We start from the raw sequence: 10,761 nt of genomic DNA on the forward strand, positions 1-10,761 counted from the left end.
GGTCTGGCTGATCGCGCTAAGCAATTGATCTTCCGTGAGAGGGCTCAGGGGATGGATGAAGGTTGCCCAGAGTGTGTCGCGCGCGATCGCGTAGCGGGCGTCCAGGGCCGTGTCGAAGTTCGCCTGGAGCAGGCGTCGCAGCATCGCGTCGGTCAGCTCGTCCGCGGCGGCCACCGGCAGCATGAGACGCATGCGGTCTGCGCCGACGTCGAAGACGAGCGCCAGGGACGTGCCGTCGACGTCGAACTCCCACACGTTGCCCTCGAGGCGCGCCTCGGGATCGATGCGATGGACGACCGACGCCATCTGCTCTGGCGTCATGCCGGCACCCGGCGGTGCCGCAGGGGGGCCGGGAGGCAGGGGCGTCTGCGCCGAGACGAGTCCCGCCCATACGATGCTGAGCAACACCGCTACGCCGCGCACCAGTCCGTTTGACGCCATATTCTTCGCTCCCGTGATCGGATGACGTCAGGGTAGCGAACTCGGGGCCGTCGCTGCACGCGCCGAGACGTCGAGCGGTTCTGGTACGCGCCAGCGTTCGCTGCCCATTCCCCTCGATAATCGACGATCCATCGAGTTGGTTGCGAACTCGGCCAGAACGGGAGCACCCGAGGTATCGATGGCCCGCTCGCCCAAGCAAACCGCTAGGCCGGCACCCTCCGCCAGGGTGATCCCGTCCCCTCGGTCGAGCGGGGCGAGGGCGGTGGCCCGGGCGTCGCACTCGGCCGCGCTGCCCGCGATCGACGGTGAGCGCTGACCAGCGGTTGAAGCGGCAAATCTGCGACGTCATATCCGGTTGGAAGGCGGGCGTTCTGCGCGTCGAGGCCGGACCCTCGCCGGAGCAGGCTGTCAGCACGGCCGGCGTGAGGAACGTTGCGCGGCGCCGCCGGGCCGGGAAATGACGGCCAAAAAGCCGTCGTGGATTTCCGTCTCGCCGACCGGGCCGGGTTGGTTCACAAGTCCTCCGCGGCTCCGTATAGTCGAACGCTAGGCTGCGATGCGGCCACCTTTTCTTGTCCAATGCGAGCGTAGATGACTGACATATCAGCACTTCCTTTGCTCGGTCCAACCGACCTGCCGCCCTACCAGATCGTCAATGCAACGGGCGCCGCGCACGCGCTGCTCGTATGCGATCACGCGGGGCAGGAGGTGCCAGCGGCCCTCGATCGTCTGGGGTTGAGCGATGAAGAGCTGTCTCGACACATCGCCTGGGATATCGGTGCCGCCGCCGTCACCCGCCACCTGGCGCGCCTGCTCGATGCGCCGGCGGTGCTGTCCAACTTCTCGCGCCTGGTGATCGATCCGAACCGTTACCCGCACGACCACCCCGTGGCCTTCCCGGCGGTGGCCGACGGCACGCGTGTGCCCGGCAATGAAGACCTGACCGAGGCGCAGCGCCAGGCGCGCGCCCGCAGCTGCTTCTGGCCCTACCACAATGCGATCACCGGCCACCTGGACAGCATGCGCGAGCGGCGCATACTCCCGGCCGTGATCGCCATCCACAGCTGCACCCCCGTGTTCCAGGGAGAGTCTCGGCCCTGGCACGTCGGCGTGCTGTGGAATCAGGATCCACGTCTCTCGCTGCCCCTGATCAAATCGCTCAGCCAGCTCGACGGCATCGAGGTGGGGGACAACCAGCCGTATTCCGGTCGCCTACCGAATTTCTTCACCATGGCCCACCATGCGGAGTCGGCTGACCTGCCCCACGTGGCGCTCGAAGTGCGCAACGACCTCATTCTCGACGCCCAAGGTATCCGCCACTGGGCGGAAGTGCTGTACCGCGTCTTCGCGCCGTTGATCAGCGGTGCCCGCCAGGTGGATCTGGCGGAGGGGTCGCGGCCCCACAGCGACGGCTGCGGCGACAGCACAGCGCGCTAGCGCCAGCCCAGCGACACACCGGGCCCGCCAGCGTACGGGCCCTCGCGATATCCGGTAGGCCCGCGGGGCCGCGGCCCACCCTCGACGGACCCGAGACTGAATGGAAGCAGAATCCACAATCCGTGCCCTCAACGATGCCTGGTTGCAGCGACGCTGGGACGATCTCGCCGCCTACTTCGACGAGCAGGTGGTCATGCTCATGCCCTTCGGCGATGAGAAGCTCGAAGGCCGCGAAGCGATGATGGCGAGCTACCGCGAGTTCGTCGATGCCGCCACGGACATCCAGCTCACGATCAACAGCATCGATACGCAGGACTACGGCCCCACCGCCGTGTGCCACATGAGCTTCGAGGTGGACTTCACTCTGGACGGTGAGCGCGAGAAGTCCGAGGGCCTGGAGGTCTACGTGCTCCACGCCGATCCGGGCCAGCCGCCGCGCGTGGTATGGCGCACGCAGCGCGTGCACAGCGAAGCGCCGGTCATCGCCCTCGAAGCCTGACCGTCACCCACGGCCGCGCGCCCCAGCGGAGACCTCCAATCGTGAGCGAACCCATCGATCTCGACCCCGCCTCACCCGCTGAGGTGCCGGCCTCGTCGCTCAGCTTTCCCTTCGAGACGCCCCCGGCGCCAGGCGAGCTGATCGAGGTGGCGCCGAAGCTGCACTGGTTGCGCATGCCGCTGCCCTTCTCCCTGGAGCACATCAACCTATGGGTGCTCGAAGGTAGAGACCACTGGACGCTGGTGGACACCGGGATCAGCACGGACACCACCCGCGAGCTCTGGGCGCAGCTGGAAGCGGGCCCTTTGGCAGGTAAACCGGTCACTGGCGTGATCTGCACACACATGCACCCGGATCACATGGGGCTCGCAGGCTGGCTGTGCGAACGCCACGGCGTGCCCCTGCACATGACGCGTGGGGAGTACCTCTACGGCCGCATGCTCTGCAACGACGCCCCGGGGGAGCCGCCCGAGGAGGCGCTCGCTTTTTACCGCGCCGCCGGCTTCAGCGAGAAGGCCCTCGGCCACTACACGAGCACCTTCGGCCTGTTCGCCACGGCGGTGGTACCCCCGCCTCGGGAGTACGTGCGCCTGCAAGACGGGCAACGCTTGCTGCTGGCCGAGCACGAGTGGCGCGTGTTGGTAGGGCGTGGCCACTCACCGGAGCATGCGTGCCTGTACTGCCCGCAGCTCAAGGTGGTGATCGCTGGGGATCAGATCCTGCCGAGCATCTCCTCCAACGTGAGCGTGTGGCCGACCGAGCCACAAGCCAACCCCTTGGAGGAGTGGCTCGAGTCCTGCGCGGCGCTGCGGGCGGAGTTGCCCGAGGACACGCTGGTGCTGCCATCCCACGGACTGCCCTTCTACGGGGCGCAGGAGCGCCTGACCCAGCTCATCGATCATCATAAGAGTTCGCTCGATGATCTGTATCGCGCCTGCCGCGAGCCCCTGCGTGTGCTCGACACCTTCGGGGTGCTGTTCAGCCGGCCGATCCAGAGCGGCGAGAAGACGATCGCCACCGGTGAGGCCCTGGCGCATCTGCGCCAGCTGGAGCGGCGCGGTCTGGTGCGAGCTGAGCGCGACGCGGACGGAGTCGATTGGTATCAGCAGGCCTGACTAGTGTCCTGTCACGTCAGTTCGTTGAAGAATACGCGGGTGCTTTTTGCCCCTGAGCACGTTGCTCCTCCTCCCGTGGGGCCTGCCACGCGCGTCGTCGCGCCGCACTCAGGAACAAAATGCCCCGTGCGTATTCTTCAACGAACTGACGTGCCAGAACGCTAACAATTGCATTAAGCATGGCGCGAGTCATTCTGCTGAATAAACCGTGGGGCGTGCTCTCGCAGTTCACCGACGCCGAGCACCGGACCACTCTCGCTGACTACGTGGATGTGCGCGGGGTCTATCCGGCGGGCCGCCTGGATCGGGATAGCGAAGGTCTCCTGGTGTTGACCGACGATGGCGCGCTCCAGCACCGCATCGCCCACCCCCGGGCAAAGATGAGCAAGACCTACTGGGCGCAGGTGGAAGGCGATCCTGACGATGCCGATCTCGACCCGTTGCGCGATGGCAAGCTGGTGCTGAAGGACGGGCCGTGCCAGCCGGCGAAGGCGGGATTGATGGATGAGCCCGCGAGTCTCTGGCCGCGCGATCCGCCGGTGCGCGTGCGCAAGACGGTCCCCGATCGTTGGGTGAGCCTCACGATCCGCGAGGGGCGCAATCGGCAGGTGCGGCGCATGCTGGCGGCGGTCGGCTTTCCGGTGCTGCGTCTGATTCGCTACCGGGTGGGCTCCTGGACCCTCGATGGCATCGCCACGGGCACCTGGACGGAACTCGAGGTCTAGGTGCCTTCGCGGGTTCGCGCGTAGTGGAGGATGTCGTAGAACACGCCGTCCCGCTTCACCTCTTCCTGCAGCCGTCCCTCGCAGCGGTAGCCGCACTTCTCCAGTACGCGCGCGGATGCCGCATTCGGCGCCAGCACGGGCGCAATCAACCGGCGAAAGCCGTGTGTTGCGAAGGCTGCCTCGGTCATGACTGTCACCGCCTGCGTAGCGATGCCGCGGCCCCAGAACGGTTCTGCCACCCAACAGCCGATCTCTGCGATATGCGCGCGCCAACCCTGCTGGGGCGTGAGCCCAACCGCACCCATGAGCTCTCCGCCTTCGAGTGTGATCACTCTGCTGATTGCTTCGTTAGCTTTGCAGCCCTCGCTGATCCACCACCGCGCATCCGCAGGCGTGTACGGGTAAGGGAAGGTGTCGATGAGGTAGCGCGACACCTTGCGGTTGTTCGCCAACTCCACGAGGCGCTCCAGGTCTGACTCTAGGAACTCGCGCAGAATCATCGGGTGTGTCCGCGGCTGGGGCGAGGAGTGCTCACGCTAGGTCTCTCGCGAGAGCGTCCGGAAGCGCTGCTACGAGCCGCTGATACTCGTCAAGCTCGTTGTAGAGCTGCGCCGAGATGCGCACGAGGCGAGCGGGTGGTGCCGGCCAGGGCACGATGGGGACCTCGATGCGGTGTTCGCGCAGGAGCGATTCCTGCAGCGGGTTCGCGTACAGCATGGACGTTGGCGGCGAGGCGTCGCGGCTCGGCGGCAGGGGATGGGCCACCATGGAGCCGATCATCTCGGGCGGGGCGAGGGGCGCGCCGCCTAGGGCGTCGATAAGGAGTTCCCGCGCAGTCAGCGCGAGGGCGCGGTTCTGCTCGCGCAGGGCGGGCCAGCCGCCGGGGAGCAGTTCCCCCATGAAGCGCAACGCGGCCGGCACGCAGAGCATCGCCGTGGGGTCAGAAGTCCCGTTCCAATCGAACTCGTTGCGAAAGCGCGAGCGCTCGCCCGTCGGAGCATTGGCGCCATGGCTGATGATGGCCGGTCGCACCTCTTCCTGATGCTGCGCGGCGACCCAGAGGAAGCCTGCGCCTTTCGGTGCGCATAGCCATTTGTGGCAATTGCCGGTGTAGTAGTCCACCGGCAGCGTATCTAAGGCGACGGGCACCATGCCCGGGGCGTGAGCGCCGTCCACGAGCACGCGAATGCCGCGCTCACGCATCGCCTTGGCGATAGCCGCGATCGGCAGCACGAGGCCCGTTTGCGAGGTCACGTGATCGACGAGCAGGAGACGGGTGTTCGCGGTGACGGCGCGCACCAGCGTGTCGACGACATGCGCGGGCTCCTCGATGGGGAGGGGTAGCGTTGCCACCACCACCCGTGCGCCGGTGCGTGCGGCCACGTAGTCGAGGACGTTTCGGCAGGCGTTGTACTCGTGGTCCGTGGTGAGGAGTTCGTCGCCCGGTGCCAAGGGCTGGGATTGGAGCACCGCGTTGACGCCCGCCGTCGCGTTGGTGACCCAGGCGAGGTCCGCTGGGGCGCAGCCCAGGAACTGGGCGAGGGGTGCACGGGCTTCGTCGAGCAGGCCGGCGAGGTCGCGGGCGAAGAACTGCACCGGTTGGCGCTCCAGGCGATCGCGCCAGGCCTGTTGTTCGGCGAGCACGGGGCGGGGGCAGGCGCCGAAGGAGCCGTGGTTGAGGAAGGCGATGTCGGGGTCGAGGGTCCAGTGGTCTCGGTGGTTGGTCGCGCCCATGCCTGATGTGCCTGCTCACTATCGATGGACCATGGTATCGCGTGGGGGCAACCTGGAAAGGGCGTCTAGCCTGTAGGCATCAACGCGTCTGGAAAAGCTAGACTGTCGGCACGTTCAAACGCAGGTGAGTGCATGGCCAAGATCCCCGATTGGTTGAAGAAATCCCGTGAGGGCTGGAGCCACCGCGGCCAGGCACGCCCTGCGTTCGCCGATCCCACCGGGCCAGGCCAAGAGTCCGTTTGGGATTACCCCCGGCCGCCGAGCTTGGTGGCCGACCCGCGCGAGGTGGTGGTGGTCGCCAGCGGCATAGAGCTTGCGCGTACGCGTCAGGCGAAGCGGATTCTCGAGACGGCTAGCCCGCCCACCTTCTACCTACCTCCTCAGGATGCGGACACGGAACACTTGCGCCCGGCGCAGGGCGAGAGTCTTTGCGAGTGGAAGGGTGCTGCGCGCTACTGGGATTTTGTGCATCCCGAGGGGGCTAGGGTAGCGAAGGTCGCGTGGTGCTACGACAAGCCGTTTGAACCCTTCGAGTCCATCGCCGGTTGGTTGTGCTTCTACCCTTCCCGTGTGGAGTGCTACGTGGACGGCGAGCGCGTCAGGCCGCAGTCGAGTGAGTTCTACGGCGGATGGATCACGGATGAAGTGATCGGACCCTTCAAAGGGGATCCTGGTACGCAGGGTTGGTGAGCGCGGCTGCCGCAGCAAAGGGTCGTGTTAGTTGTCGACCATGATTTTCAGATTTCTTGTCATCGCCACGCTGGTGATGGTGGTCTTTGCTTCTGACTGCCATGCACAGGATGTCGACATTCCAAGAATGGAATCGCTCGAGGAGGAGCTGCGACTGCGTCAGCGCAATACGCTGCTTGCTCGAATGCGCATCGAGCAGATGTTCGCGGACGAGCGCGTGCAGGCGTTGGCCCGAGCTGCCGCACGTGGAAAGAAGCGCGTGGTCGCGCGTTTGGTGGCAGAGGGGGTGGACGTCAACTCAGAAGGCGCGCAGGGAGTTGTGCCGCTCTTCTGCGCTCTGCGGGGGTCTAGTCTGAGTGGTTTCGAGCAACTGTTGGCGCTCGGCGCGGATCCGGATAGGCGCTTCGGGCAGAGCTCATTGATCCATTGGGCGGCCAGGCACAGGGACAGTAGATTCCTTGAGCTTCTCCTGGAGTACGGCGCAGACCCAAATCTGAGCGCTGGTCATCCACCTGAACCTCCGCTGTTCAAGACTATTGGGGTCCCGGGAGAAGGTAATCGATCTTCGATGCTGTTGCTGATCAATGCGGGGGCCGACATTGATGCTGTGAGCGGGCCGTTCGCGATCGATGGAGTGCCGGCTGGGGGGCAAACGCCTGTGATGGCGGCCGCTGAGGTGATGCGATTCGACACCGTGTACGAACTGCTCATGTTGGGAGCCAAGTTCGACCAGAAGGACGACTTCGGAAACTCGCTGGGCGATCGCGTTGTCCATTTCCAGGGATTCCCTAGCGGCAGCAAACAGGCGAAGTACTGGCAAGATGTGGTTACCTGGTTGAAAGAGCATGGTGTCGATCTGGGGTTGTGATGAATGTGCAGTGTTTCCTTGTAGATTTCAGCGGCAGTAAAGCTCGCCGCGACCGGCCATTGACCAAGCGACGCATGCAGCGCTGAGTCTGGGGCTGCGGTGTTATCCTGCCTCTTAGTCTTGCTTTTCTGCGAAGAGCGTCGGGATCGCATACGTAAATGACTCTGTACAAATCGGTGTTGGTAATCCTGCTGTTGGCAACCAGCGCGCAGACTGGCTTGGTGGTTGCGCAGGAGATTCCGGAGGCGGAGAGGTCTACTCCAACCGCGACCTATTTGAATGTCTCATCTCTGCTGCCACGTCGTATAAGAGTTCAGGGGCTTCATGCCGAGCAGGCACTGTGGGCTTCGAGTGCAGTTTCGGTGGAAGAGGTTTACGACTGCAGCACGATCGGGTCGTACTGCATCGAGACGCCTGACTTCAGGCTTTCGATTCCGAAGGGTATTCAACTCGACTACGACGCAGCCTGGAATGATAAAGCGGGTTGGCGATTTAGCGTCCACCACTTCCCAGAGCAAATCAACTTGGGGCTTGAGTCCTATGCTCGAGGGGTCTGGCTGATCTCAAGCGTTAGGGAACACAATGGCGAGGAGGAGCGCCAACTCTTTCTGTTCAGTGAGAGTCGAGGGTTGCTAGGTTACGGAATCGTCATTCCTGCAGAGTTGCAAACGGATCCAAACGATCCGATCGAGGGATTCGAGGATCTAGAAGACCTTATGCAGTGGTGGACTCGGTTGTCATCTTGCGACGTTCGCACCGTGCCCTATAACTTGATCTGCGGGAATGGAGTCTAGGGTCAAGCGCCGGTCGAACCCTCGGTCAGTCCTGTTTCACAGCCTCCAGCGCCGCTCGCTTTGACGCCCTCACTTCCAACCCCGAGACCACTCGCGAAACTCTTCCGGCCGCAGGCGATAGCGCGCGATGTTCCCTTCGTGGAGGCTCATGAGCTCCGTTTCCACAACTTCCACGAAACGCGATTGATCCACCGCCGGCACCTCAGCCGCAGCGCGCTCTCGCGCCAGCGCCACCGCGCCTCGCTTGTCTAATCGCCGGCGCACGACCTCGGGGACAAGCCTGCCCACCTGCTCACGGTATCGGAGCCTAAATGGATCAGGCTCACCGAGCGATTGGCGCACCGCTGAGTATCGCGCACAAGATCGTGCGTACGCCCAGACGAATACGTCACGCAACAGTTCGATGCGATTCAACTCGTAGGTCGCCAGCACTCCATCAATGTAGGCCCGTTCCGGTACGTCCACGAACGACAACGGGCATAAGTTTCCGCGAATGAGTGGAATGTTCGCGGCCAATCGCGACACGCGCTTGTTGACGTCCTCGAAGCCCTGCAGGTACGCCAGGTGCACCAACGCAAAAAAAGCCTGCTCGAAGGGATCAGCGATAGCTGTGGCTTTGGTCAACAGCACATCGAAGCACTCTTCGATGAGCTGTGGAACTTCGAGGGGGTGGTAGACCGTACCCTCGATGCCGACAGGAATCCGTCGCAGACGACCGCCCGCTTCGGGATCGGCGAGCAAATTGTCAGCTAGTAATGCGTGTAGGTTGAGGATGGTGAAGCGGTTGAATCCGATCTCGTCGGCCTGGTCCACCAGCAGTTCGATGGCGGCCTTGTGGTTGAGGATCATCTGCGCTTCCAGCGCGTCCTTTCCATCTGCAGTCTCGCCGATGACGAGTAGACGTTCGGTCTCGAGCAGCGAGTAGGTGTTGCCCTCCAGGCGGCTCGAGTTCCAGGACAGATCGATCAGCAGGCGGCTTAGGATGGTGCGCGCGTAGGTGCCCGCCGGCCGGTCGGCGTGCGGTGGGCGTCCCATCGCCAGCAATCGAGCGCGTGTTTCCTGGGGCAGGTAGTAGGTCTCGTTCGGATGATAGTCCTCTAGGAAATCGCGCTGATAACCCACCGGGCTGCGGTGCTGGATCGGGGCGCGAACGGTCTCTCTGATCTGCTCCCCCTCAGGCGAGAGCGGGACGTACACCTCGCCTGGAGCTCGAATCGTATCGCTACGTCCGTCGGTAAGAGTGGCCCCACCGGAAACGCTGGGAGAGGCAACGCGGTAACGGCGGCCTCTCGAGTTTCCCTCCGCGACCAAGCGCTGTTGCTGGACGAGGAGTGCGAGACGTCGCTGGAGGGTTCGGTTGGCCATCCCGTGCGGGAGCTGGGCCCGAATTCGGCTCACGGGCATGCCTTCGGGGTGAGCCGCGACGATTGCGAAGATTGCGCTGAGCTCTTCTGACGGTATCTGTTTCGGCATCCCTTGGATTATATGTCGCAAACGACGAATATGCGCCAGAAAAGGGCGGGATCTGACTTTATTTGGCGCGTATTTCCATATCGCGCCACTACCGGGCATGTCCATACCGAGCGCTATGGATCTGGGTTCGGTAGTGGGGTTAGCGATCTCGGCTAAGCAATTTGCGGCATCGTGGGCGGCAAAGAGGTCCTCCGTGGCGCGCTAGACTCACTCCCCTGATGAAGCGGCCTCCACAGTTTCCCCTCGAACAGTTCGCGAGCCCCACCCGCGCGTGGTTCGACGAACAGTTCCCCCACGCCACCGACGTCCAGGCGCGCGGTTGGCCGGTGATCGCCCGTGGCGCCAACGCCCTCCTGGTGGCGCCCACCGGCAGCGGCAAGACCCTGGCCGCCTTCCTCTGGGCGATCGACCGCCTCGCCGCGAGCCCTCCGGCGCCTGCGGATAAGGAGGAGGCCGAGGGCGGCGTGCGCCTGCTCTACATCTCCCCCCTCAAGGCCCTCGTCTACGACATCGAACGCAACCTCCGCGCCCCCCTCGCCGGCATCGCCCGCACCGCGGACCGCCTAAACCACCCCTACCACACCCCCCGCGTAGACATCCGCACCGGCGACACCCCCCAGCGCGACCGCCAACGCCAGCAACGCGATCCAGCCGAGATACTCGTCACCACCCCCGAGTCCCTCTTCCTCCTCCTAGGCTCCAAGGCCCGCGCCACGCTCGCCAGCGTAGAGACCGTCATCATCGACGAGGTCCACGCCCTGGCCCCCAACAAGCGCGGCGCCCACCTGGCCCTCTCGCTGGAACGCCTCAGCGCCCTATGCGACCGCGACCCCCAACGCATCGGCCTCTCCGCCACCGTCCGCCCTCTCGACCAGGTAGCCGCCTACCTAGGCGGCGACCGCGAAGTCGAAATCGTCGACGCCGCCTCGCCCCCACGCCTCAAGCTCCAGGTCTCCGTCCCCGTGCCCGACATGCAACACGCGGA

12 protein-coding genes are annotated in these 10,761 nt (G+C 64.6%); 8 read left to right on the forward strand and 4 right to left on the reverse strand.

Features of this window, described 5'->3' with window-relative positions:
* The coding region (locus tag AAF184_22175; protein ID MEO0425058.1) for a type III secretion system chaperone at positions 1-441 on the reverse strand (441 nt) is incomplete at its 3' end.
* A 591-nt stretch (positions 442-1,032) separates the two neighbouring features.
* On the opposite strand from AAF184_22175, the gene AAF184_22180 reads away from it, so the two are divergent.
* The 4 genes from AAF184_22180 to AAF184_22195 all read left to right on the forward strand — a co-directional run bounded on the left by AAF184_22180 (position 1,033) and on the right by AAF184_22195 (position 4,217).
* Positions 1,033-1,878 (forward strand): N-formylglutamate amidohydrolase, encoded by an 846-nt coding sequence (locus AAF184_22180; protein MEO0425059.1) that lies wholly within the window; start codon positions 1,033-1,035, stop codon positions 1,876-1,878.
* Positions 1,879-1,978: 100 nt separating this feature from the next.
* A complete protein-coding gene (locus tag AAF184_22185) occupies positions 1,979-2,377 on the forward strand; it encodes a nuclear transport factor 2 family protein (protein ID MEO0425060.1) in 399 nt (132 codons plus the stop codon).
* A 41-nt stretch (positions 2,378-2,418) separates the two neighbouring features.
* Positions 2,419-3,492 carry an MBL fold metallo-hydrolase gene (locus tag AAF184_22190; GenBank protein ID MEO0425061.1) on the forward strand — a complete coding sequence of 358 codons (1,074 nt, stop codon included), beginning with the start codon at positions 2,419-2,421 and terminating at the stop codon, positions 3,490-3,492.
* Positions 3,493-3,671: 179 nt separating this feature from the next.
* Positions 3,672-4,217, forward strand: a complete 546-nt coding sequence (locus tag AAF184_22195) for a pseudouridine synthase (protein MEO0425062.1) — start codon at positions 3,672-3,674, stop codon at positions 4,215-4,217.
* Here the strand turns inward: AAF184_22195 and AAF184_22200 are convergent.
* A complete protein-coding gene (locus AAF184_22200) occupies positions 4,214-4,717 on the reverse strand; it encodes a GNAT family N-acetyltransferase (protein ID MEO0425063.1) in 504 nt (167 codons plus the stop codon). The genes AAF184_22195 and AAF184_22200 overlap by 4 nt on opposite strands.
* Positions 4,718-4,748: 31 nt before the next feature.
* Positions 4,749-5,951, reverse strand: coding sequence for an aminotransferase class V-fold PLP-dependent enzyme (locus tag AAF184_22205; GenBank protein ID MEO0425064.1), 1,203 nt, complete (start codon positions 5,949-5,951; stop codon positions 4,749-4,751).
* A gap of 132 nt (positions 5,952-6,083) precedes the next feature.
* On the opposite strand from AAF184_22205, the gene AAF184_22210 reads away from it, so the two are divergent.
* From AAF184_22210 to AAF184_22220, 3 genes are all read left to right on the forward strand, one after another.
* The gene (locus AAF184_22210; GenBank protein ID MEO0425065.1) at positions 6,084-6,641 is read left to right on the forward strand and encodes a DUF427 domain-containing protein; all 558 of its coding nucleotides are present in this window, start codon (positions 6,084-6,086) and stop codon (positions 6,639-6,641) included.
* A gap of 40 nt (positions 6,642-6,681) precedes the next feature.
* Positions 6,682-7,509 carry an ankyrin repeat domain-containing protein gene (locus AAF184_22215; GenBank protein MEO0425066.1) on the forward strand — a complete coding sequence of 276 codons (828 nt, stop codon included), beginning with the start codon at positions 6,682-6,684 and terminating at the stop codon, positions 7,507-7,509.
* A 158-nt stretch (positions 7,510-7,667) separates the two neighbouring features.
* Complete coding sequence (locus AAF184_22220) at positions 7,668-8,303, forward strand: hypothetical protein (GenBank protein ID MEO0425067.1); 636 nt, start codon at positions 7,668-7,670, stop codon at positions 8,301-8,303.
* Between the two features lie 69 nt (positions 8,304-8,372).
* Here the strand turns inward: AAF184_22220 and AAF184_22225 are convergent, their stop codons facing one another.
* Positions 8,373-9,881 (reverse strand): Fic family protein, encoded by a 1,509-nt coding sequence (locus AAF184_22225; protein MEO0425068.1) that lies wholly within the window; start codon positions 9,879-9,881, stop codon positions 8,373-8,375.
* 113 nt (positions 9,882-9,994) lie between these two features.
* Between AAF184_22225 and AAF184_22230 the strand changes: the two genes are divergently transcribed.
* Positions 9,995-10,761 (forward strand): DEAD/DEAH box helicase (locus AAF184_22230; protein MEO0425069.1); only part of this gene is annotated, 767 nt, incomplete at its 3' end.

The sequence above is a fragment of the Pseudomonadota bacterium genome, assembly GCA_039815145.1.
Classification (GTDB): domain Bacteria; phylum Pseudomonadota; class Gammaproteobacteria; order Steroidobacterales; family JBCBZW01; genus JBCBZW01.

Excerpts from the sequence above, each read along its gene's own strand:
- AAF184_22180 (MEO0425059.1), top strand. The coding sequence starts at position 1,033 with ATGACTGACATATCAGCACTTCCTTTGCTCGGTCCAACCGACCTGCCG.
- AAF184_22185 (MEO0425060.1), top strand. The coding sequence starts at position 1,979 with ATGGAAGCAGAATCCACAATCCGTGCCCTCAACGATGCCTGGTTGCAG.
- AAF184_22195 (MEO0425062.1), top strand. The coding sequence starts at position 3,672 with ATGGCGCGAGTCATTCTGCTGAATAAACCGTGGGGCGTGCTCTCGCAG.
- AAF184_22200 (MEO0425063.1), bottom strand. The coding sequence starts at position 4,717 with ATGATTCTGCGCGAGTTCCTAGAGTCAGACCTGGAGCGCCTCGTGGAG.
- AAF184_22205 (MEO0425064.1), bottom strand. The coding sequence starts at position 5,951 with ATGGGCGCGACCAACCACCGAGACCACTGGACCCTCGACCCCGACATC.
- AAF184_22210 (MEO0425065.1), top strand. The coding sequence starts at position 6,084 with ATGGCCAAGATCCCCGATTGGTTGAAGAAATCCCGTGAGGGCTGGAGC.
- AAF184_22215 (MEO0425066.1), top strand. The coding sequence starts at position 6,682 with ATGATTTTCAGATTTCTTGTCATCGCCACGCTGGTGATGGTGGTCTTT.
- AAF184_22220 (MEO0425067.1), top strand. The coding sequence starts at position 7,668 with ATGACTCTGTACAAATCGGTGTTGGTAATCCTGCTGTTGGCAACCAGC.
- AAF184_22225 (MEO0425068.1), bottom strand. The coding sequence starts at position 9,881 with ATGGACATGCCCGGTAGTGGCGCGATATGGAAATACGCGCCAAATAAA.